General features: G+C 59.2%; 14 protein-coding genes. 4 read left to right on the plus strand and 10 right to left on the minus strand.

Features of this window, described 5'->3' with window-relative positions; genetic code table 11:
• Positions 1-178: 178 nt before the first annotated feature.
• The 4 genes from HK401_RS19465 to HK401_RS19480 all read left to right on the plus strand — a co-directional run bounded on the left by HK401_RS19465 (position 179) and on the right by HK401_RS19480 (position 5,153).
• Complete coding sequence (locus tag HK401_RS19465) at positions 179-1,945, plus strand: sodium:solute symporter family protein (RefSeq protein WP_181276315.1); 1,767 nt, start codon at positions 179-181, stop codon at positions 1,943-1,945.
• 190 nt (positions 1,946-2,135) lie between these two features.
• Positions 2,136-3,092, plus strand: coding sequence for a YceI family protein (locus HK401_RS21120; protein ID WP_181276316.1), 957 nt, complete (start codon positions 2,136-2,138; stop codon positions 3,090-3,092).
• Positions 3,093-3,210: 118 nt separating this feature from the next.
• Entirely contained in the window at positions 3,211-4,140 is a 930-nt protein-coding gene (locus tag HK401_RS19475) for an LCP family protein (protein ID WP_181276317.1), read from the plus strand.
• Positions 4,141-4,382: 242 nt separating this feature from the next.
• Positions 4,383-5,153: a polysaccharide pyruvyl transferase family protein gene (locus HK401_RS19480; protein ID WP_181276318.1), complete on the plus strand. Its 771-nt coding sequence runs from the start codon at positions 4,383-4,385 to the stop codon at positions 5,151-5,153.
• Between the two features lie 133 nt (positions 5,154-5,286).
• Here the strand turns inward: HK401_RS19480 and HK401_RS19485 are convergent, their stop codons facing one another.
• From HK401_RS19485 to HK401_RS19530, 10 genes are all read right to left on the minus strand, one after another.
• Positions 5,287-5,934, minus strand: a complete 648-nt coding sequence (locus tag HK401_RS19485; protein ID WP_181276319.1) for a LicD family protein — start codon at positions 5,932-5,934, stop codon at positions 5,287-5,289.
• A gap of 851 nt (positions 5,935-6,785) precedes the next feature.
• Positions 6,786-10,334, minus strand: coding sequence for a bifunctional glycosyltransferase/CDP-glycerol:glycerophosphate glycerophosphotransferase (locus tag HK401_RS19490; RefSeq protein ID WP_181276320.1), 3,549 nt, complete (start codon positions 10,332-10,334; stop codon positions 6,786-6,788).
• Between the two features lie 190 nt (positions 10,335-10,524).
• Positions 10,525-14,064 (minus strand): bifunctional glycosyltransferase/CDP-glycerol:glycerophosphate glycerophosphotransferase, encoded by a 3,540-nt coding sequence (locus HK401_RS19495; RefSeq protein ID WP_181276321.1) that lies wholly within the window; start codon positions 14,062-14,064, stop codon positions 10,525-10,527.
• A complete protein-coding gene (locus HK401_RS19500) occupies positions 14,061-14,942 on the minus strand; it encodes a DUF6270 domain-containing protein (protein WP_258234352.1) in 882 nt (293 codons plus the stop codon). Before HK401_RS19500 ends, HK401_RS19495 begins: the two co-directional genes overlap by 4 nt.
• On the minus strand, positions 14,939-16,246 hold the full coding sequence (locus tag HK401_RS19505) for an ABC transporter ATP-binding protein (RefSeq protein WP_181276323.1): 1,308 nt from the start codon (positions 16,244-16,246) through the stop codon (positions 14,939-14,941). The genes HK401_RS19500 and HK401_RS19505 overlap by 4 nt, the downstream gene beginning before the upstream one ends.
• The gene (locus HK401_RS19510; protein ID WP_181276324.1) at positions 16,233-17,132 is read right to left on the minus strand and encodes an ABC transporter permease; all 900 of its coding nucleotides are present in this window, start codon (positions 17,130-17,132) and stop codon (positions 16,233-16,235) included. Before HK401_RS19510 ends, HK401_RS19505 begins: the two co-directional genes overlap by 14 nt.
• Entirely contained in the window at positions 17,129-18,865 is a 1,737-nt protein-coding gene (locus HK401_RS19515) for a glycosyltransferase family 4 protein (RefSeq protein WP_181276325.1), read from the minus strand. The genes HK401_RS19510 and HK401_RS19515 overlap by 4 nt, the downstream gene beginning before the upstream one ends.
• Positions 18,862-20,223: a glycosyltransferase family 4 protein gene (locus HK401_RS19520; protein ID WP_181276326.1), complete on the minus strand. Its 1,362-nt coding sequence runs from the start codon at positions 20,221-20,223 to the stop codon at positions 18,862-18,864. Before HK401_RS19520 ends, HK401_RS19515 begins: the two co-directional genes overlap by 4 nt.
• A complete protein-coding gene (locus tag HK401_RS19525) occupies positions 20,220-21,257 on the minus strand; it encodes an MraY family glycosyltransferase (protein ID WP_181276327.1) in 1,038 nt (345 codons plus the stop codon). Before HK401_RS19525 ends, HK401_RS19520 begins: the two co-directional genes overlap by 4 nt.
• Positions 21,257-23,134, minus strand: coding sequence for a nucleoside-diphosphate sugar epimerase/dehydratase (locus tag HK401_RS19530; RefSeq protein ID WP_181276328.1), 1,878 nt, complete (start codon positions 23,132-23,134; stop codon positions 21,257-21,259). Before HK401_RS19530 ends, HK401_RS19525 begins: the two co-directional genes overlap by 1 nt.
• Positions 23,135-23,256 lie beyond the last annotated feature (122 nt).

Below are 23,256 nucleotides of genomic sequence, written 5' to 3' on the forward strand. Positions count from 1 at the left end.
GAACATCTGATGTGGGGATCTATAGCAGTATCCGTCGTGTACGCCGTCGTACCGACCTGTTGTGTACTGATCGGGTTCGGTCTCATCCGTCGAGACTACAAACCCACTGAGCACACTGCGACGAATGACCAGCCGAATGATCTGCTGTCTCGTTCAAACGACAAGGGAGGCAACTGAAATGTTCGCAGCTGCCATCTTCGGAAGCTTTGTCCTCTACCTCGTCATCGGGGCCGTCGTTGGTCGAAAGGTGAAGGACAAATCTGACTACTACGTAGCGGGCCGAGCGGCTCCGACCTTCCTCGTCGCCGGCACACTCGTCGCGTCGTGCCTGTCCACTGTCTCGTTCATGGGTGAGCTCGGCTTCTCCTACGACGGATATCCCGTGGTCATGCTGCTGCTGACTGCGTTCAACATCTCCGGATATGTTCTGGGAGTCATGCTGTTCGGCCGCTATCTGCGGCGTTCCTCTGCTCTGACAGTGCCGGAGTATTTCGGCAAGCGCTTCAACTCGCCGGGCCTCCAAGCTTTGGCCGGAGTCATGGTCGTCGTCGGCATCGGCCTGTACCTCGTCGCTGTGACACAAGGCTTGGTCCTCGTCGTCGGACAGCTCATCGACATTCCACAGTGGGTGCTCCTCGTGATCGTGTGGGCCTCGTACACGATCTTCACGTTCATGTCGGGCTCCCAAGGAGTCCTCGTCAACGACACGATCATGTTCGTCGTTTTCACCGTCGCGGCAATCTTGGGCATGGGGTGGATCATCGGCGCTTCAGGTGGACCGGTGACCGCGATGCAGAAGATGGCGGAGCTGACGAGCAAACCCGATGGCATCTCGTGGCACGGGCTGACCGGCGCGGACAACTATCTCGGCACACCGGCTCAGGCGGTCATCTACGCGGTGACCTTCGGCATCGTATGGTGCACCGTGGTCGCAGTGAGCCCGTGGCAGTCGAGTCGATTCCTCATGGCGAAGAACGAACATGTCGCCATCCGGTCGGCACTCTTCGCAACCGCAGCGTTGGCAGTGACCTACCTCTTCCTCACCTTCGGCGGGTTCTCCATCAACCTGTTCAACGACGGCATCACTCCCAGCGAGATCGCCTTCATCTGGGCCGGGCAGAATGTCCTGCCGTCGCTGTTGGGCGTCATCGCCGTCACCGGAATCGTGGCAGCGGGATTGTCATCGGCGGCGTCCTTCTTGTCTCTCATCGGATTCTCTGCGGCCAATGACGTCATGCCATACCTGACGGGCAAACGTGTCAGAGAACCCGAACTCGCAACGACCTCGACCGCGTCAGCCGGCCCAGCGTTCGCCTCAGCGGGGCCAGCAAGTACTTCCGCCGGTACGTCCGGCCCGGCAACAGACATCGCGACCGTGGCGGGAGGACCGCCCACTGATTCAACCGCTGCATCGGGTGACAATGACATCCACGGCCTTCAGGTTGCTCGGTGGACGATGGTGATTGCCGGCCTGATCGTGCTCGTGATCACCTGGGTCGCACCTCCGGCGGTCCTGACGATCGGCTACTTCGCGGCAACTCTGTTCGCCGCGTCCTGGGGCCTGATCGCTTTCTGGAGCGTGCGGTCGACAAAGCTCTCTGCACGTGGTGCCGCGGTGGGCATGATTGCGGGATTCGTCGTCGTTGCGATCTTCGAGTCGCTGTCAGAGTTTGCTGGGATTGAACTTCCGGACCTGCTTAATCCCACGATTCTCGGATTCGTGGCATCCATCGGCGGTACCCTGCTGGGCAACATCGGAACACGGGCATCACGTCTGGGCAATGCGTTCCGCGAACGACTCATGGTGATCCCGGAGGAAGACCGTGATCCCCGCAAGTATCGACGAACGCGCACGTGGGTCATCGGAACGGTCATCATCCTGATGCTCTGCGGGCTCGCGATGCTGTTGCTCTATGCAGTTCCATATGCAATGACTGTCGACTGATCAGAACTGACTTCGAACGGATGCACCGCGAACCCCGACCGCTGTCCGCCCACACCCCGAAACACGCCTCGGTGAGGTGGCACACAGACGCCCGCGCGTGTAAGACTACGTAGGCGTTTGCCGTTTCACCGATCATGCGAGAACGACAGCCTCCCCATACGGAGTGCGGAGGAACCGAAGGAGCTACCCCATGTCAGCAGCACCCGGGATCACAGGTCATTGGGACATCGATCCCTCACATTCTCGACTGGGCTTCTCCACTCGCCACGCCATGGTGTCGCGTGTGCGCGGAGCGTTCAACGATGTCTCCGGCTTCGCCGGCATCGCCGAGGACCTCGCCGATTCGACCGCCGCGGTCATCATTCAGACCGCCAGCGTCGACACCCGCAGCGAGGGGCGCGACGAGCACCTGCGTTCGGCGGACTTCTTCGACGTGGAGACCTACCCGGAGATCCGTTTCGCCTCCTCGGCCATCGACGAGGTGGACGAAGGCTCCTTCATCGTCACCGGTGAGCTGACGATCCGTGACATGACGAAGACCGTGTCGGTTCCGCTCGAGCTCATCGGCATCGAGTCCGATCCCTTCGGCAATCTTCGTGCCGGCCTCGAGGGCAGCCGCCGCATCGACCGCAAGGACTGGGGCGTGACGTGGAATGCGAAGCTCGATTCCGGTGGCGTGCTCGTCAGCGACAAGATCACCCTGGAGTTCGAACTCTCCCTGATCAAGGAGACCGCCGAGGCGGCCACCGCCGATTCTGCGGACGATGCTGCCGAATCCTCGGAAGAGACCACACCCTCGGAGGAGACCAGCCCCGCCGAGGCCCCGACTGACGAACCGACCCCGGAGCCCGCAGACGGATCCAAGAACGCTGAGTCCGCGGACGCCGAGACGCCCGCCCCCGAGGCGGCTCCCGATCCGAAGGCCGAAGCACAGTCCCCCGAGGCGCCTCCCGCGCCGGAAACGGACACACCCAAGTCGGACCTCGAGACCCGGACCACCCCGAAGGCCGACGACATCCTCCCTCCCCCACCGCCCGTCGCACCCGCCGAAAAGCAGGTCGGGCAGCCAGTTGACAAGCCGGTCGAGCCGCAGCCCAAGGAGCAGTCGTCCGGCAAGCCGCTGGGCAAGCTCTTCGGCCTCCGCTGAGCCGAACAAGCCTCCACAGCAGTCCTCACCGCGGGTGGGATCGGTGTACGTACCGATCCCACCCGCGGCTATTATTGTGATCATCACCGTCTAACCAGACAGAGGAAGTGGGACTGCCATGGCCAAGCTGACGAAGGTGGTCTCTGCCATCGGGTCCCTCAAGGACCTCAACTCCGCCCGGGCCGAGTTCGACGATCCCTCGAAGACCATCCCCGCCGAGGCGGTCTTCCCTCCCGACGACGTCCGCCCAGCCGTTAGCGAGGCTCGCACTCTGCTGCTGCGGGTGAAGAACAATGATTCCCTCGCCGAGGCGGCCCCGCAGTCCCGACTGAACAGCCAGGGTGACACCTTCGCAGTCCTTCATGTGCCCAGCACCGCCGACTTCGCAGCGGTTCTCGTGTTCAACCCATCGACACTCATCGAGTCAGGCCAGACCTTCGGTGCCATCGCCGATGAAGGCGGTTGGCCGGTCATCGTCGCCATGGCCGAAGAGTTCCTCGGCATCCGCATCGACCACATCGCCGAGGTCGAATCAGAGGCCCAGGGTCGGGTCATCGACGAGCTCGGCGGTCTTCAGGTCTACAGTCGCACAGCCTTCAGCATGGCTGGAACCGAGTTCGTCGAAGGCACGAACAACCTCGACGGAGCGGCAACACAGATCTTCACCGCTACCGACCCGATTGACGATGCTGGCCAGACTCGCACCCGCAACCAGCGTGCAGTCCTCCGGACGCTCATTCAGGCACTCAAGTCCGGTGGACTGGTCAAGGACCCGAACAAGGGTGCCGCCGTCCTCGCACACTTCGCTGCGGGCATTCGGCACAATGCTGAGCTGACCACGGTCGAGCTCGGCAAAATCGGTAACAGCCTCCGCACCCTGCAATCGAATGACATCGCAGTGGTCACCGTGCCAGCAAACTCGCGCCGCGAAGACGACGGCGCCGTCAGGGTCGACTTCGACCCGGAGGCAGTGCCGGCACTCAAACAGGCACTGGCAGGGACCGAACTCGCGGACTTCTTCCGATACCTGGCATCGCTGGGCTATTGAGTTTCAGACGGATGAGGAGATGGACAGAATTCCGTGCGGATCTTTCCGGTTTCTATCAGGTATCCAGGTATCAGTAGGCGGTCTCTTGATCCGTTCCCAGGCGAGCCGAACATACCATGGGTGGATGACGACGGATCATCCACGCCATTACGCAGCCCTCATTCCGTTCAACGGCGAATGCAATAAGATAGTAACGTAGTTCACCAACTGACCGATCGTCCACAAGCGACCAAAGGATCCCTATGCACACCACCCCGGACGGCAAGATCAACTTGCACTGGTGGACTAACGAAATCAACTTCGGAGATTTACTCGCGCCTTGGTTAGCCGAGAAGATTTCAGGTCGCGAGGTTGAATTCGCCGAGCGCGGCTCTTCCGCCTACGTGACAATTGGATCGATCCTCAGCCACGTCAGCGATGGCTGTACAGTTTGGGGAACTGGATCGTTTGGAACGGAGACAACGAACCAGTTGGCACGTGACGCTGACTACCGGGCTGTCAGAGGACCATTAACCCGGAACAAGTTGACGACGAACAAGATTGATTGCCCGAGAATCTACGGTGACCCTGCGCTCTTGACACCTCGATTCTACCATCCCGATGTGGAGAAAAAACATAAACTTGGGATAGTTCTCCGCTGGTCAGAAACTAAACGAAATCAGCACAACATCCCGGGCGTTAAACCGATACATCTTGGCAGCGACGACATCGAGGGGACAATTCGGAGCTTTCTAGAGTGCGAGAAAATTCTCACCACATCTCTACATGGTCTAATAATTGCTGACGCATACGGAATCCCTAATGCCTGGCTGGACTCGAAAACTCCGAAAGGACTGGAGTTCAAATACTGGGACTACCTTATCAGCGTAGATAAGGTCAGACACCCGCAATCTTATAAGTTGCATGCGCCAGGGCTCACCGCCAACCAGCTCATTGATGCTATCGATTTCGACGAACGACCCATCAACATCGACCTCGATAGTCTGTACGAAGCTTGCCCTTTCAAACCGTAACGGTCTGAGAGCCAGTGAACCGCGAAAGTATTGCCAAGACTCACGCGACGACACGGGACAAAATAGAAGATAGTCTGATCCGCCAGTTCAACGCCCGCAAGCAAGCCCAATCCGAACATATTAACCGTAAGGTTCAGTTGTTAAGCGGCCATCTCCAGTCGTAGTATTTGTCTGGAGTCCCCCAGTTCGGACCATACCTCTCGGCCAGAAACTCAGACGCGTAGTCGGACGCTTCCAAGCGGATTCCGTCGACTTCGATTGGGCTATGTTCGAGAAACCAGTGCCTGGGCATCGACCGCCACTTCATCCTCTCCATGTGAGTCCAAGCCGAAACGCCGTCATCCCAAACAGAAAATAGATCCAGCTTGGACCCCTCTTCACTATTCCAAACATGAGCGTTTTTGAACTTGCCATTTGGCTCAACAGTCCATCCTCGTGCCTCTAACACGCGATGCAATGCACGTCGACGCTCATAAAATTCTCCTTCAGTGCCAGCCCTTAGAGTTACGAATAAGTCAAAATCGTCATCGTGATCGAGCAAGCGACCTTCCCGAGTTGCTCCAAGCAGACTGCCATAGGCAAGCAAAGGAACAAGACCATCTGAGGCCAAATCCTCAGAAAGCTTTCCAACTGCTTTAGCAATCTGCGGTGCACGATCTCTGAGCTGACCGCGAAATTCTATCCCGTGACGCACATGATGCATAGGGGATGTGCCTAATGCGGCTGTCGCTCGATCAAACTCGACTTCTAAACGATCTAACCTGGCGGTCGAGTCAAGCACGCGTGCATAGGCTTGCACACCCGACCTCGATCGAGCATCTCGCTGAAGCTGGGAACACAGTCCATATGCAAGTACTAGCCAATCACTGCCTTCCAAGTCATCCCCCGGATGTCGACCCCTCTTCGTAGGAAGCAAAGCAGCCAGAGCAAGCCACGTACGTGCGGACACTCGAATTTCGCCTCGCCTGACCAACTCGGCTATTCGACCAACCACGTCCGACCGCCACTGCCGAGCACGCGCTACCGTGTCAATCGTCGCGGCTGAAATCTGCCCACCAACGAAGTGCTCAATTTGGCGGAGAGTCTCACATAGATGCTCAGGTGAAGTCGAGTCGTACAGAGTAGCCTTCTGTCCCAGACTATTCCAGGCTGTGACTCGGAGTTCTCTAGATCTTATACCCATGCCATCGGGACGGTTGAATATCAAAACTTGATCAGTCACCACCCCATCCCGGCTTTCTGCCTGCCACCAGGCCCCAACCTCCTTCAAAGAATGTATCCCTGTCAACCGAGTCACTCCCTGAGGTGCCAAATTGCTCTCTGGTCTGTCCGAGCTTTGGCTGATTATAAGGTCGTGCTCATCGGTTGCTGCCGGACGACGATTCTTCCGAAGCAGAATACCCCTAAGGTTCAGAAAGCCGGGGGTCTCGCTAGCACGCTCGACTCGCAGTCGAGTCAGCGTCCCGTCGAAAGGCAATGCAAGACAATCTGCCCAAGTTCCACCGAAAAATCCCAATGAGGGGAACATTGCCCGCGCGAGTGTCGTTCCAGGCCTCACTTCATCGGCACGCGGCATATCAAAATCCTTAGTTCAGTTGCGGTCGGGTGATCGAATGTAGTCCACGACCATGACTAGATGTTCCTTGTTTCTGGAATGCTATCCAGACCTAACAGGCTACTGTATTCCCTAATCAGACGTTCGACTGCTCGACCATCGTCCATAGGCGCGAACTTCTCGACAAAGCTCGCATACTTTTCGGAATATTCGTGGCTGCCCCGATCCTCGCCCTTAATCCAACGAACTGCCGAAGGCCCATCTCGCAGGACGGGACCTGGAGCTTGTGACTCGAAATCGAAATAGAACCCACGGGTTTCATCCCGATACTGCTCCAGGTCTGGCGCAATGAAAGCTATTGGTTTACCTGTTACGACATAGTCAAACATTATCGAGGAGTAATCAGTCAACAACATGTCGGAAGCAGAAATGAGGTCGTTGACATCGGGGTACAGTGAGACATCAATGACGCCGGCAGAGTTGAGCTTATTTTCAGAGAACACCGAATTGGCGTGACCACGATAGAAGATCACATAGTCTTCACCAAGCTTTGATCTCACAGAATCGAGCCCCAGGTAGTCAACTCGGCTGTATCGACCGTCAGCATCTTTCAAATTATCTCGCCAAGTGGGCGCATACAGGACAACTGTTTGAGCGTCAGAAATACCATACAGGGCATTGAGCTGGAGCCGCGCGCTTGCCACCCTCGCAGGATCGTTTAGCGCGTCATTCCGAGGATAACCTTGAGCAAATATCGGGCCTTCGTATGCGAACGCTTCCGCAAGCCGTTCAGCCGCCCATGGGCTCTGTGCTAGGAGCAGGTCCCACTCGTGCTCGGCCTCTTTTTGCATTAGGGCGCGGTAGCGAAGCGAAAGGTTTGCCCCCGGAACATCATTGCCAATCCGCTTTAACGGTGTACCGTGCCAGGTCTGGATGTACCTCTGCCTGTTCGCCTTTTTGAAATAGTGTGGGAAGTTGTTGTTGTTCACCAACACCTCGCTAGTGGCGAGATGCCGCAGCCATTCTTCTGACCCGACCACGACCCTCCGCGCGCCTTCGGGTACAGATACTGAGTTGTCTCGAACTGACCAGACGCGTTGGACCTTGGGTGCAAGCAAAGCGACTACCCGGTCTATCTCCTTGGGAGAGCCAGAAACAGTGTTGCCGCCAAAACTTTCGAAGAACATGGTTCCTGGCACAATTTCCCGGTCAGGATCACTAAACTTCTCGATAGTGCAACGTCGAACGGAGAAAGCACTGTTGAATGAGCGCGTGTTTCCAGCGCCGGTCACGATGACTTTCAGCGCTCTACTCCTTCCAGTGCAGACCAAACGCAGACTATGCGTGGACGATTGCATTTCCGCAGGAAGATTCGCTGCCATACCCTTTTCAACTGGCACCCACATTGTCGCAGGCGTGGGCTGCCCGGTAGGAAGTAGTGCCTGTAGGATGAATTCGTCACTAGCAGCTGGCAACACTTGAGGTTCTGCGCCGACAGAGCCCAGATCAAAAGCGACTTCGAAGAACCGATTTTCAGCGCTCCAGCTCGTTCGTGCTGCTGGAAAGGATGAGTTCCGACCAACAAGAGTCAGGGAGGGACAGAATGTTCGCAATCGTTTTGGATCTGAGTAGAAGTACCCCGTGACCACTAACAGCTGAGCTTCTTGGTCCACACGAACGGATCGAACTTCCGCACCGATCCTCCGGACATCAAGCTGGAGGTATCCATAACTACTTGAAGTCGGGACTAGCCTACCAAGCCCTTCAAACTGTTGAAGCAAGCTCCCTGCTACACCAAGTGGCGCAGAGAACCGTTCATCACAAACGAGCTCCAACGCCAATGTCTCCGAGAGAAGTTTTCGAGAAGGTCCGCGCAAACCCGCCACTGGGAGGTGACCGATGACTGCGTTGCCATCCTTTTCGGCTCCTACAGCTTTTACGACTTCCGATCCTGCTCTCAGTCTAAACTGAGCACGGTTCAGATCAAACAGTTCATGCCGCGGAAGCCCGTTTCCAACTTGCAATTGAGCTTCAATGCTAAGGTGACCATCAGCCAGTCGCACCTTACGCACCTGGAAGCGGGGTTTAAGGAACTTCACCGAAGTGGATGTTCTCGGATCCCCCATGATGACAAATCGGTTCCCACCTTCAGTGATCTCACCGGGCAAGGGCCACGCCGATGAGCCTTCACTCAACCGCTTAGGATTTCTGATCTCCCAGACTTGATCGCCATACTTGACACTGAAAACAACGTCGACTTGCTCGCTCTCCGTGGCCGCTAGGTCCCGCAGTGCATTGTCTACATCCTGGCTAGAGAAGACTACTTCGAAATGAGAAGTCGGGTGTTCGTTGTACGGGTCAGCAGTCAGATGACCAACCGCACCTGGAATGTTGCGAGCTTCTGATACCGCGAGCACCTCACCTGTGGAAAGCACCAGTCGCGCCGCGCATGCAATCCGTTCGGCGAGATTAGGAACATATGCAAACAGGCCAATCACGAGCGAACCATCTTCGCCGCTGTCTATCGATGAAATGACTGCCTGCGCACTCAGCTGCCAAGGATATACTACCTTTAGACGATCAGGAATCTTTTCGAACAATGATTCCAGTCCTGGCACGACTCCCAACAGTCTCCCACCATCGGAGTATGCGCTGTAATAGGTTCTATAGGAGTCAAACGCCACCAGGAGTTCTGTCAGCTGCTGTCTTGTTCCATAAGACGCGAGGTACGCCAACCAACGTCTTTCAGGAACAATATCTTCAATAGCCTTTTCAGGAGAATACTCATAGAAACGCCGAACGCCGTCTTGCAAAACTTCAAAGAATCGGTCATCAGCTCGGGGAACTTCTCGATAGTAGTAGAAGAAGTCCTCGCCCAGACACTTCGTATACCAGTAGTCGACGAATGATTGCGGGGCGTCTTCCACGACTCGACGAACCTTCTCTGCGACAGCAAGGCGTTGTTCCAGGTCCCGAATCTCCGCCTTGTTCTGTGTAATGGACTGACCGTCGTCGCGTAGCCTCCAGTGATAGACGACGTCAGTGAGAATATCCAGTGTTGCGCCACCCACGAACAGTTTCGCAGTGCACTCCTGGTCTTCATAAAGCGTCCCAACCGGGAATTCTCCGACAAGTTCATTCCATACCGATCGCTTGAACACCTTATTGCACGCGAACACGTCCCACATGACCGGTGGGTGTTCAACCGCAGTAATGCCAAAGCGATTCTCATCGTGAACCAAGTCAACCCAAAAAGGCGTCCATCTCCGAGCGGAGTTGAATCGGTCCATTGAACCAATGACGACGTCAGAGCCCGACGCCTCCAATGAACTCATCATGAGGAAGAAGGCCCCTGGAGGTATGACATCGTCCGAATCAATGAAAGTGATGTACGGGGCGGTGGACTCTCTAATACCCGTATTGCGCGCGGCGCCAAGCCCCTGGTTTTCCTGGTGGACGACGGTGATCCTCGGGTCCCGCTCGGCTAGATAATCTGCGATTTCACCTGTACGCCCGGGTGACCCATCATCGATGATGAACATTTCCCAATTCTTATAAGTTTGCTCAATAATTGATTGAACGCACTCTTCGAGTAAACCGTCAACGTTATATGCCGGCACAATCACTGCGAGTTGAGGGTCACTGGGCTTATAAGTGAGGTGCCTAACGTCGGCATGATTCGTTGTCGAAATCACAGATTTTGCCGATTTTTTGCGACTACGCACTATTGACGCAGTTGATCGCCTGGCCCGAGCCGCTGCGGAACGTGACTTCCGGTAGGCCGACTTTGCCAATAATTCGATGCGGTTCACTGTTTCATTCCTCTGTCATTTGCAGTTGCTGCTGGATTTTGAAAACTTTATCTGCGCACGTGTCAGTCAATGATGCGCGCTCACTCCCTGCAAGAATGGGCAAAACTTCATCCGCCCCCTCGCCTCCGTGAGATATTTTGGCGATTTCCTCAACACAGAATCGGCTTACCTCATCGGGACTTGTACAATTAGTGTGGCGCGGATAGTCTTCGATATTTTCATAAACACCACGCTCCTGCGAATATGCGTCTTCATCAGGGGCAAAAAGCACTATCGGACGGCCCGTCAAGCTGAAATCATAGGCGACCGATGAGTAGTCGGTAACCATAATATCGGATACCGCTAGTAAATCTTCAACATGCGGTTCGGCGGAAACATCCAGTGTTCCTGCCATTTTCGAGGAACGATTTTTAGCTATATGATGTGAACGAGTGAGCACCGTCGCACCTGTCTCTTCTGCCAACTTACGAGGGTCAAGGTACTCCGACCAGTTCACTGCGGAGCCGACTCTGTGGCGTTCGCGCCATGTCGGAGCGTACAGGATCAATGGGACATCAGGGCTAATGCCCAATCGTCGGCGTATGGCCACTGGTTCGCAAAGGCCTTTCAAGAGTCTTTGGTTTCTCGGGTATTCGCCAACGAGAATTTCACCGTTGTACCCGAGTCCGCTGCGCAGACGGTTTGCCGCTTCTTCCGTTTGCGCCAATAGCGTATCCCACTGTGCTACTTGTCTGAGCATTAGCCTGCGATAGCTCAAAGGAACTTTTCGAGCGGGGATGTCCCAGAGCAATCTTTTGATGGGAGTCCCATGCCAGGTCTGCAAGTAGTACTGTCCGGAACGCTTGGAAACGTAGTACGGAAAATTGTTGTTGTTAATCCAAACTCTGCTCGTCGCCAGTGCGCGGTGCCAGGCAGCAGTTCCTTCGACGACCGGGATTCCGCCTTCTGGGACGTCTACCCGGCGATCACGAACCGACCAATAGAGGGGAATGTCCGAACGTTCCGAGAGAATAGCATCGAACAGTGCCCGTGGGTTGTCGTTCGCTGACTTTCCGTTGTAAGACTCGAAAACGATACCCGGCTGCAGAGGCCCCCAATCTTGCCGACGTAGAGCAAACCGGCCGAATTTGGTTCTCTCCTTTACTGACCACGGGGGCGAAGCTGTGATCGCAACTGCTTCAGACTGCTGCGACTCCACTCGGAGAGTGTTCCATTCTGTAAAGCAGTCGACGGGACGGATCGCGAGTTTGCCGGCTGCACGCGCCCAGCGCTCTGCGGTCTCGGCGGTCTCTCCGAAACGGACGTGGTAGCCACCGGACATTGCGGCGACTATTCCACCTTCAGCACCGGTGGTCGTCAGATCGTAGACAGCAGTAAAGCTGCCATCAGCGTGACGAGAATACTCGGCGGGAGCGACAGTCTGTTCTGACGACTTAAGAACGACAGCAAGCTTGGCAGGCGGGTCAATTCGTCCTGTGAGGAGTAGGCGGTCTCGGTCGTTCGTCGCACCTGTGATAGTGACCCGCCTGAAACGCTGGCTCAGTTGCACGGCTCCGGCCAGGTTCGGCGCGAGGCGCACGCTTGAGGTGTCCGGAAGCAGATAGTCGACGGCCGCATGATGAACCGGGACAGTTCGATCGTCCGTCGTCCTTGCCAATGCCGACCACAACCGTTCACCACCGGCGGCAAACTTCTCCGGCAGCTCCGGCAATGTTCCAGCAAAGATCGAACGTCCCTGTGCTCTGAGCGGGGCTGTCATTCCCGCCCCGTGCAGAGTGAGGCCTTTGACGTCGGTGAAGCCGTCCAGCGTGATCGTCACATCACGTCCACTGCAGGAGATCTGCTTAGCAAGAATCGGACGAGTAGGCATCCCGACTGATTGGATTGAGAGTTCGTCATGACCGTCGGCGACAACCGTCATGCGTCGGTTGTCCACGACCGGGCTCGGGCCGATTATGCCCACAATTGCGGTCGACTGCGCCGCTATGTTGAACTGCGCACCGGCGATGTCGAATCTCCCAGCGAGCAGAATTCCACGAGGGGACAGGTCCTTCGCCTCCGACAGATCGATCTTGACGCGGAATCCGCCGGGGGCATAGCTCCGCCAAGGATCGCCGACCTCCAGATCAACACGATTGTCATTGACGTGCTCGACGCCGACGTCGAAGATCACTGACCCGTCCATGATGCCTTGGAGGTGGAACTCGACATCACTCGGAGAGATGCCGGGAAGGTACGCGCAGCCTTGAAGCTCGATGACGCGCTGGTCCACCCAGCGCGCATTGCGGATCTTCAGCTGGGGAACGAAATCGACACCTCGCGCTTTCAACAGACGCTTCGGGACGTTCGTGTCAAGTCTCCCCATGTAGGTAGGGGCAACGAACCACGTCCCATCAAGGTACTCAAGAGGCACCGCAGCCGTCTCCTCCGTTCGGGTGCCGAGGATCTCTTCGATGTCGTCAAGTCGTCCAGCAGCGACGATCCACATGAAGAGGCGCTCTTGCGCCGGCATGAGCGTCCATGCGCCTTTCGGCATTGCCTTCTTCAGTTCGTTCGCGGCTCCGCACAGAGTCTTCCTGAATCGCTTGTTCGCAGTGTCGAGGAACTGAGCATGCATGTTCAAGTCCGTGCCCATCCAGATCGCGTAAGCTCGTTCGAGCACGTTCTCCGGGGCATGGTCCAATGCAGACCGTAAGGCCTCGATGACTTCGAGCTTGGCCTGGAGATCTGTCAGCTTTGCCTTCCGTTGTGAACGGGTGTCGCGGCCCTCCGCCAATCGCCAACCATAGACATCTTCGGTGAGCACGTCGATGGCCGCCGCACCGACGAGCGCCCGATAGACAGGCTCCTGGTCTTCGTAATTGGAGAATCCCCACATCTCGCCGACATGTCGGTTCCAGAAATCACGACGATAGACCTTATTCCAAAGGACCGGCTCTTCCAACAGCTCCGGCATGTCATCGAGGCGAACCGCCAGGCGTTGCCGCGAATGCACCCGCGCGGTGAGCTTTGGCCGTGTTCGGCCGGTCTTTCCCATGCGAATGTATGAGCCAGTGGCGATGTCTGATCCCGTTCGGTCGAGCGAATCGATCAGCGATGAGTAGGCTCCCGGCAGAACCTCGTCGTCCGCATCGGCGAAGGCGATGTACTTCCCCCGCGCAGCGTCTACACCCCTGTTGCGAGCACGAGCGGGCCCTTCGTTTTCCCCTTCGAGGATCGAGACACGTGTGTCGTGCTCGGCAATAGTGCGAGCTTTTTCAACGGTGTCGTCGGTCGAACCGTCGTCGACGACGATGACGTCGAGAGCAAGTCCTTTCTGGTTGAGAACGCTGCGCAAGCAGGACTCGATGTGCTCGCTGGCGTTGAAAGCCGGAATGACGACACTCAGTGTGATTGCGCCGGAGTCTTCCTCGGTACCTGTGGTCGTGTCGACATGTGGAGATGAATCGATACCGGACTTCGATCTCCTTCGGAAGTCCTTGAAACCTTCGACCCCACCGTTGCGCAGATGCCACAGCGACTTACGCCACCGCTGCCCGCTCACGGGGTCTCACTGCCGTTCATTGCCACCTTTTCACGAATGCTTTCGACGATCGATTCGTAGTCGGCATTGCGGTAGTGGAAGGGTTGCGGTCCCCACTTATGGTCTCTTGCGATCCGAACGTCACTGCTTGCTCTCACCACGGACGACATTGTCAGTGACTGTGCTTCTCTACGATACCGGATGTAGTGGGCATTCGCGGACAGAGCACGGTCGGCATATTCCTCTGCTTCGGTCGGTTTCACGGTTCGCAGGCTCTGCCATGCCTCGCTGACACCGCGACCGTTTGAAAGACCACGACCGGCCTCACGTGCTCCGCGTTGGAGCCGCCGCCATCCCCGGCCGAGCCTCGCGAGTCCGTCGTTCTGTGGGTGAGGCGCCCCGTCGACCGCGCCGGCCCACTCGATGTCGAGAAGAATGGTCTTCTCCCACAGTCCCGCAGCTTTGAGCTCCTCGATCAGCATCGTAAAGCCTGATTTCCACCGAGAGAAGTGCTCGTCGGTGCCGAACTCGATCAACCGAGCTCCCTCGCGACGTGCAACCCGAGCGGCTCCGCAGGCCTCGATCTCAAGCGAGTTCGTCATGGTGGTGTCGTCGGGGAACTTCCAGAATCCGCGCCTCTCGTCGACCAGGTCGAGAAGAACGACGTCGAGGTCATTCGCGTTCTTGAGGATCCTGGCGATGCCGGTTCCCTTGAGGTCACTGGTGACCATGCGCTTCTGGAATGCCGAATTCAGATCGCTGAGATCAATACCGGTCGTTCCATGCGGCGATTCCAGACTCGTCACTGATTGCCTAGCCACGTAGGCCACGACCTCAGCCTCAGGCATGAATTCTGCAGTATCACGGCTCACACAGGAGCCGAAGATGGCGATCTTCATCGGCCAGAATCCTGGTGGACGGCAGGAGCATTGTCTTCCTGACGCAAGCGCTGTCGCTCCTTGTAGCGTTCATCGGCGATCTGGCGTGCGCGAGAGGCAAGCCTGCGGCCGGTGAAGTCGTCGGCAGCAGCAACGGACGACGCTCGATCACTTGGATTCGCCGCCCGCAGAACGACACGCTTCTTACTAGGATTCAGTCGCAACGGCGGAGCATCGGAGATTCGCGGGGCGCTGACTGCCTGAGACGCAGGCTTAGGCAGCGATGGGAACTTGGCCTTCGGCATTTCGTCATCGAAGGACCTCGGCCAGACCTGCTCCTCGGCGGCTGCCAGCATCGGCGTCGGAGTCTCTTCGACTTCGTCGACTTCATGTTGCCTCTTCACATGGCGTGCAGCAACCATCTTCTGCTTAGTCTGACGCGCTGCGTGGCGCGGGATCGGGTTGCTGATGAGCTCGGGTTCGAGGATGTTGATCTCCTCTTTGACCGCGTTGCTCACCACGTCTGCGAGAAGTTTGTCGGCAATATCTTCTTTGCCCTTGGCGACGTTCCATGCCCACCAACGGTATTTCTCCGCCACCGCCTCCGCAGGGCCGTTCATGAGGATCTCGCCGCGATGCATCCACACGGCGCGGGTGCAGAGTTCCTGGATCACCTTGGCTGCGTGGTTAACGAGCAGAACCGTGCCAGCTTCGGCGAGGAGTTCGTCCATCGCCCGTTCGCTGCGTTCGGCGAAGGTCGCGTCACCTGTGGACAGCGCTTCGTCGATGAGAAGGATCTTCGGTCTCGCGGCCAAGGCGATGGCGAACCTCAGACGAGCTCCCATGCCCGAAGAGTACGTGCCCATGGGCCGGTGAATTGCCGATCCCAGCGCCGAAAGCTCAACGACATAGTCAAAGGCCTCAGCTGCTTCGTCGGGCGATAGCCCCATCGCCAGGCAGCCGAGACGCACGTTCTCACTGCCCGACAGCGCAGGTTGGAGTGCAGCGCTGACGCCGAGTAGCAACGGCTGATAGCGGACGAGGATTCGACCACGATCAGGCTGTTCGACACCGGCGACGTTTCGGAGGAATGTCGACTTTCCAGAGCCGTTAGCACCGACGATACCGACCATTTCTCCCTCACGCGCGACGAAGTTCACTCCCCGCAGAGCGCGGACCGTGGTCTGGCCAGCACGTCCTGCAACGGCGTTCGTCAATCGGCGAAGGCCCTTGGCCCTTTGACTCGGGTCGTTCGTGTTGACGGTGTAGCGAACTTGAACGTTCTCGGCGATGATATTGGGTTCCTGGAGCTCAGATTCGGCCATAGCTCTCCTCCCCTCTCCAGAAGAACAGGAAGCCGACGATGAGCAGTCCAAACGCCCAGAAGATTCCCACGAACCAGAGCCATGGGTCCGTGTCGACGCCGTAGAGCAGGGAATTGCGCACGATCGTGAGGTAGGAGTGCATCGGGTTGAACTGCATCGCAGCCAAAAGGAGCGGGTGATCCGACAGCCGGTCTTCAATGGAGAAGAAGACGCCAGAACCGTAGAGCCAGAATCGGCTGACAATCGACATGAAGTTCGTGAGGTCAGGAATCTTGTGGCCGATTCGAGCTAGCAAACAGGCAAGTCCGACGTTGAAGATAGTCTGCAGGATGATGACGGGAATGACGAGGACGACTCTCCACGTGATGACTTCTAGGTCCGGAAGTACCAAGATGAGAACGATCATCACGGCGAGAGTCGGAATGAAATCGAGAAAGTTCCGGACGACAACCGAGATCGGCAGCGCAGCACGCGGGAACTGAAATCCTTTGATCATCGATGCTCCGGAGCGGATCGCTCCGGTTCCACCCGTCATCGACTTTCCGGTGAACTGGAAGAAGAACACTCCGATGACCAAGTAGCCGAGGAAGTTGTCGATACCGCGGGAGGACTGGAGGATGAATCCGAAGATGAACCAGAACGCGAGAACCGACAGGAGCGGGTTGAGGAAGAGCCACCCGTAGCCTAGGAGGTTCTTCCTCGTTGACCCGCTCATCTTGGCCCGTGATTCGGCGAGGATGAAGTGCCGGCGATTCCACAGGGCCGCCAGGTAGCTTCGCAGGCTGGTCCGTCGGCCGACAGGAACGAGCCCTTCGCTCGAGACCGAAGGGATCGTGCTTAGGCCGAGAGGGTTCTTCGTCTCGACCGTTTGCGATTTCTCACTCACTGCGCGGCGACTCCTGCGAGCTGGGAATAGACCTGACCATAGCGGCGACCGATGTCCTTCCATCTCCGTGTCGCGAGAACATGTTCACGTCCGTTCTGTCCGAAACTCTTTCTTGTACCTTCGTCGAAAGCCAGCTCCGACAGCACATCGGCCAATTCTCTCGGATTTTCCGGGCTCACGCACACTCCTGCAGAGTCCGGGATGAGTTCCCGCAGTGCCGGCAGGTCCGAGATGACGACCGGTCGAGCCAGCCCCATGGCTTCGATGGGTTTGATCGGGGTGACAAGTCGGCACACCGGTTCGTCCTTTCGAGGGACAACGATAGCGTCGAGGGCGAGCTGGTGCTCGACCGCTTCCGCTTGGGAGACGCGTCCGGTGAACACTGCGTGCTCCCCCAACGCACGAGCACGCTCGCGCAGTGAGGGAAGAGCCACACCGTCTCCGGCGATGAGCAGCCTGAGGTCGACCCCCTGGCTGCGCGCGACGGTGACAGCGTCGACGAGGTCGTCGAGTCCCTCGTATCCGACGATCGAGGCTGCGGTGCCCACCCAGATGCCTGCCTCGGGCAAGCCCAAGCCGGTCCGCACCTCGGAGGGGGTCCGTGCGACGTCGGCGTCGACGACGGCTTCGGAGACAGAGTTCGGGATGAGGGTGATCGACTCCGCCGGCACTCCCCCGGTGATGAGGTGCTCGCGCATCGTCTCGCCGAGGGTGATGACGGCGTCGGCAGCCGAGGCGACCTCGATCTCTTTGGCCCGCATGAGTTCGAAGCGCTGACTGGCCCGACGCGCCTTACGCTCTGCAGGGGTGCCTCCAGCGGCCGCCCAGGTCTCTTCGAGGACGCCGCGAACCTCGTAGACCCACGGCAGTCCGGTCACCTTTGCTGCGGCACCGGTGGCCAGTCCGTTGACATGGTGCGTGGTCGTGTGGAGGACCTCGGCTCCGCGGTTCTGCGCCTGAGTTGCGAGCCAGCTCGCCTGATCATCGAGGCGCGCGGTCGGGGTGGACAGCGGGCGGAGGGGAATCTGCCGGAGATAGTCGACACCGTCGACGGTCTCGATCGGACCCGAACTCACCCTTCCGATCGTCACCGGGTAGGAGGGCCGGGTCGCCGCAGCCACCTCGTGTCCGGCCTCCTTGAGCGTTGTGAGGATGGCGTGCGAACGGTAGGCGTAACCGGAACGGGTGTGCGGCAGCGAGTTCGTCAGCACGTACAGTGCCGAGGGCAGCGGGTTCGGCTTCGTCGGTCGCGACGGGCGTGCGGTGATGTGGCTGTTCACTTCTGGCCACCAGCCGGGCTGCAGACTCCGTCTCTCTTCGATGAGCCGGGTTCGGCGAGCGCCTGCAGGCAGCACGGCGATTGCTCCGTCGATGTCTCCCTTGGTCCACCGAATGCGCGAGGACAGTGCTGCGGTTCGTGGAACCGTCTCGGCGATGGTCTCGGCCTCGTCGAGCAGACCGAGGTTGAGGGCGATCTCGCCGAGCAGTCGGGAAGGTGTTCGCGAGCAGTTGACAAGTTCTTTGGCGGTCGTCTCCTGACCGAGCAGCCATGCAGACGCGGCTTGGCCGGCATCTCCGGGAAACCGGCCGATCACTCGTCCCACGACTCTCGAAGCCGGCCCAGGCAGGCGGCGGGCGAGCTGCATACCGAAGAAGACGCGGTCGTCGGTGATGTGCGCAGCCGTCGTCGTGACGACGTTGGTGATCTGGCGGGCGAGAAAGCTGAGGTTCACGAGATCGCCTGCCTGAGGATGCGTTCGTAGCCATGGCCCATCGCCGCGGCAGAGGCATGACGGATGACCCATTCGCGAGGATCCATGCCGTCGGGTGCGTCCTGGCCGAAGGAATCACCGGACTCGATGCGGTCGCGCATCACCGTCATAGCGGATGCGACGGCATCCACATCGCCGGGGCTCGCGACCTCGCCGGCCGCAGTGCCGATGATGATGTCGGCAGCTTCCCCTGCAACGACGCCGAGGACGGGTATCCGCCGGGCCATGAGCGAATAGAGCTTGGACGGGACCGTGTATTCGTAGGAATCGAGCGGACTGAGGCTGACGAGTCCGGCATCGGCCCACTCCCAGTGCGCGGCGAGCTCTGCACCCGCGTGCTGGGGGAAGAACTCGACGGGGACGCGATTGATCTCGGCATCATCCTTGAGCGCCGCCGCGTCGACACCGTCGCCGACGATGCGCAGGCGAACCCCTTCAGCCCTCGCCAAGGCGCGGATCGATGTGGACAGGTCCTGGGATCGCCCGACGGTGCCGACATAGAGCAGATTGAGGCCGCTGCGCCCCTCTCTGTCTTTCTTCGCAGTGCTGGAAGATGCGGAGAGTTCCGCAGCTTCGGACGAGATGACGGGAATCGCGCCGGTCGCAGTCAGTCCCGAGGCACCGGCGAGTTCTGCCGGAGAGACGCCGCTGCGCACGACCTCGGCGGTGACGCCACGGGCCTCAAGCCTCTGCTTGAAGCCGTCAGTGGTGACGACAACGACGGCGGCCCGCCGTTGAGCACGGGTGAAGAGATTCGGCAGGACGTCCCGCTCGAAACGACCAGTGATCGAGCTCGGCAGGTACCGACCGAGAGCTCCGGTGACCAGGTTCATCTCCGAGATGAGATCAGGCCAGGCGTCGCGCACCTCGGCGACGTGCGGCACCCGCAGCAGTCGCGAGAGCGCGTCCCCGGCGAGCAGGAACGGCAGGGCCGGTGTCGTGGAGACGATGACATCGGGTTTCATTCGACCGCGCAGCCGGTCGACGACGGCAGACCAGGCACCGGTGGCCGAGACCGTCTGGTCGAGCAGCTGACGGATCATCGAGGAACCGCTGTGCAGATAGGGCACACGCAGGATTCGTTCTCCGTCGACACCGGCATCCCAGGTTCCGCCGAGGCGCACGTCGACGCGGCGGCGTCCCCGACCGACCTTGGAGCCGAAGAACCCGTCCCGGTCCGGGTAGGGGTAGTGCGGGTGCGGGGCGACGGTGATGACGTCATGTCCGGCCGTGCGCAGGTGATCGTTGAGGATCCGCCACCGCCGCTGCGGGGCGCCGACCTCCGGGTAATAGTAGTGACTGAGTAGGACGATTCTCATGCGTGCACCGCCTCGACGGAATTGCGCTTGCGCAGCCACAGCGGCACGAGGGTATAGAGCCCGAGCAGGAAGACCCAGAACACATGAGAAGGATACGTCGAAGCCGTGTTGCCGCCCACCAACGTCGGCACGGAGAGAATGCACGCCAGCACGCTCAGCGCGGCATGGAACAGGGAGACAGCGCCGTGCGACCAGCCGGCCTGCTGGATGCGCTGGTAGATATGTTCGCGGTGCGGCAGAAAGATGTTCTCGCCCCGAAAGAGCCGCAGCACGAGGGTGAGCCCGACGTCGAAGAACACGAAGATCATCGGCGCGACGATGACGACGATCGGCACGCCCTGGACGAACAGCCACACAGCGAGGACGAAGACGGCAGCACCGATTCCATAGCTTCCGGTGTCTCCGAGGAACGCCTTCGCCCGGCCCAGGTTGAACGGCAGGAATCCGATGGCAGCGCCGGCCACCGCCAACGCCAGGAGAGTCAGGTCGTTCTCACCGATCCATGCGCCGACGAAGGCGAACCATCCGGTGGTGACGATGGTCCACTCGGCGACATAGCCGTTGAGACCGTCGACGAAGTTCACCGCATTGACGGTGCCGACTCCGATGACGGCGAAGGCAAGCGCATGGGCGAGACCCTGAGTGGAGAACATCGCGATGGTCGCGCTGAAGATCAGTGCCAGAACCACCTGTCCGATGAGACGTCCGGCCGGACGCAGTGAGTCGAGGTCGTCGCTCATCCCGATCGCCGAATAGCACCAGGTGAGCACCAGGAATCCGATCGGCAGGAGGATGCTGCCGACTCCGAACATCCCGTGTTCGATGATGCTCCAGATCATCGCCACCACAGTGGCGACGGTGATGCCGCAACCGATGGCGATCCCACCGCCGCGCACCGTCGACTGGGTGTGAGAGGAACGGTGCGAGGGAACGTCGACGATGCCGGCCCTGCGAAGAAGCGGGAAGGTGATGAGCGCGCTGAGTGCCGTGGCCACCGCGGCGGCGACGACGATCAGCAGCGATTGAAGGTCCATCAGTGGCCGGCTCCGGTGTCCTGGGCATCAGCGAAGAGTTCGACCGAGGGTGCATCGATGAGTCCGGTCAGGTGTGCTTCGAGCTCTGGCCGATTCGTGAAGACACGTGGATCGCGCGACTCGGCCACGAGGTCTCTCAGCGCGGCGAGATCGATCGGGGAGATCGGCACCTGAGTGATCAGAGGATGTTTGGGCCTGTTGTCGACCTCGCCAGGTGACAGGAGTGCCTCGGTGAGCTTCTCGCCCGGGCGCAGACCCGTATAGACGATCTGCACATCGCTGCGGCCCGAGAGTGCGATGACTCGCCTGGCAAGGTCATCGATCCGGATCGGTGCGCCCATATCGAGCACGAGTGTCTCACCCGGTTCGCCGATGGCGGCCGCCTGCAGCACGAGTTCGCATGCCTCATCGGCGGTCATGAAATAGCGCGTCACTTCAGGATCGGTGACCGTCACAGGATCACCGGCAGCCACCTGTGCCACGAACGTCTCGAGCACCGAACCGCGGGAGCCGAGCACATTGCCGAACCGCACAGACATGTACCGTCGCCCGGTCTCCGCGGCCACCGAGGCGACCGCCCGCTCGATGGAGAACTTCGTCCGCCCGAGCACGGAGGTTGCACCGGCAGCCTTGTCAGTCGAAATGTGCACGAAGGAATCGACGTCGTTGGCCACGGCGGCGTTGAGGAGATCGAGGCTGGCTCCCACATTGGTGCGCACAGCCTGTTCCGGGAAGCGTTCAAGGAACGTGAGATGTTTGAGCGCCGCGGCGTGGAAGATGATGTCCGGCTTCGCCTCTGCGACGAGGGCATCGACGAACGCGGGGTCGCGCAGGTCTCCGAGGACGAGATCGTCACTGGTCAGCAGCGCGGACCCTTCGAGACCGAGTTCCGTGGCGTGCAGACCGGATTCGTCCCGATCGGTCATGACGAGTCTGGCCGGGTCGAAGCGAAAGACCTGGCGGCACAGCTGGGAGCCGATGGAACCGCCGGCGCCGGTGACAAGGACGACCTTGCCGGTGATCGCTGTGGCGATGTCGTCGATGTTCGTCGAGATCGGTTTGCGTCCGATGAGGTCTTCGAGGCTGACGTCGCGGAATCCGCGATGGCGCAGGTCGGCCACGTCATGAGAGTCTGGTTCGGGCCGGGAGACTTGGGTGTCCGAGAGCTTCGGCATGATCTTGATCTCGACCGGGCGGGATTCGAGGTTCGATGCGATCCGAGACAGTTCTTCCGGCGGAAGGTCGGCGATGGCGATGATGACCACGCCGGCACCCGTGCGGTCGACATGTGTGCCGATGTCGCTGATCGGCCCGAGAACGCGGGTGCCGTTATAACGCAGGTGCCGTTTCGCTGGGTCGTCGTCGAGGATGCCGACGGCAACGTATTCGTTCCGGGTGTCCTGCGCGATCATGTCGAGGGCAAGTGTCCCCTGATTGCCGGCACCGACGACGAGGGTAGGCCGTGAGGACCCCGATGACGTGAGAGTTCGCTGCCGCAGGTTGCGGCGCACCCAGTTTTCGAGGCTCTTGGCCACGATCATCAGCGCACCGGCGGCGATCGGCACGCTGGTGGGAATGAGCAGACTGTCGGCGAAGGCGAATTCGGCCACCCACATGAGGCCCACGCCCAGGGCAACCGTTCCGACGATGGCTGCGAACTGGTCGGTCGATCCGCGACGGTAGCGGCCGCGATAGATGGCCAGCGGTCCGCCGATGAGGAAGACGACCAGAGCGATCGCCGAACAGACGAACATCCCAGGCGCATTGACCATGTATGTATGGAAGTCGTATCGCACCAGTGTCATCGCCACGACGAGGAAGGCGAAGACGAAACCGTCGATGAGCGAGAGCGCCAGTGCCCTGCCATGACGTCTCATTGGGGTCCGTGAGGGAATGGGCTCAGGATTGCTTCCCACTGTCCTCTTTTCATTCTGGTTCCTCGTCCGGCTTCGCGGAGCCACTTGCAACTTTCCGATTGTACTATTGGCGTTAACAGGTT

Source organism: Brevibacterium oceani (assembly GCF_013623835.1).
In the GTDB taxonomy this organism is placed as follows: domain Bacteria; phylum Actinomycetota; class Actinomycetes; order Actinomycetales; family Brevibacteriaceae; genus Brevibacterium; species Brevibacterium oceani.

What these genes read in the sequence shown, in the direction of transcription:
- HK401_RS21120 (WP_181276316.1), top strand. Translation starts at nt 2,136, where the DNA reads ATGTCAGCAGCACCCGGGATCACAGGTCATTGGGACATCGATCCCTCA.
- HK401_RS19475 (WP_181276317.1), top strand. Translation starts at nt 3,211, where the DNA reads ATGGCCAAGCTGACGAAGGTGGTCTCTGCCATCGGGTCCCTCAAGGAC.
- HK401_RS19520 (WP_181276326.1), bottom strand. Translation starts at nt 20,223, where the DNA reads ATGAGAATCGTCCTACTCAGTCACTACTATTACCCGGAGGTCGGCGCC.
- HK401_RS19465 (WP_181276315.1), top strand. Translation starts at nt 179, where the DNA reads ATGTTCGCAGCTGCCATCTTCGGAAGCTTTGTCCTCTACCTCGTCATC.
- HK401_RS19530 (WP_181276328.1), bottom strand. Translation starts at nt 23,134, where the DNA reads ATGAGACGTCATGGCAGGGCACTGGCGCTCTCGCTCATCGACGGTTTC.
- HK401_RS19500 (WP_258234352.1), bottom strand. Translation starts at nt 14,942, where the DNA reads ATGAAGATCGCCATCTTCGGCTCCTGTGTGAGCCGTGATACTGCAGAA.
- HK401_RS19480 (WP_181276318.1), top strand. Translation starts at nt 4,383, where the DNA reads ATGCACACCACCCCGGACGGCAAGATCAACTTGCACTGGTGGACTAAC.
- HK401_RS19505 (WP_181276323.1), bottom strand. Translation starts at nt 16,246, where the DNA reads ATGGCCGAATCTGAGCTCCAGGAACCCAATATCATCGCCGAGAACGTT.
- HK401_RS19525 (WP_181276327.1), bottom strand. Translation starts at nt 21,257, where the DNA reads ATGGACCTTCAATCGCTGCTGATCGTCGTCGCCGCCGCGGTGGCCACG.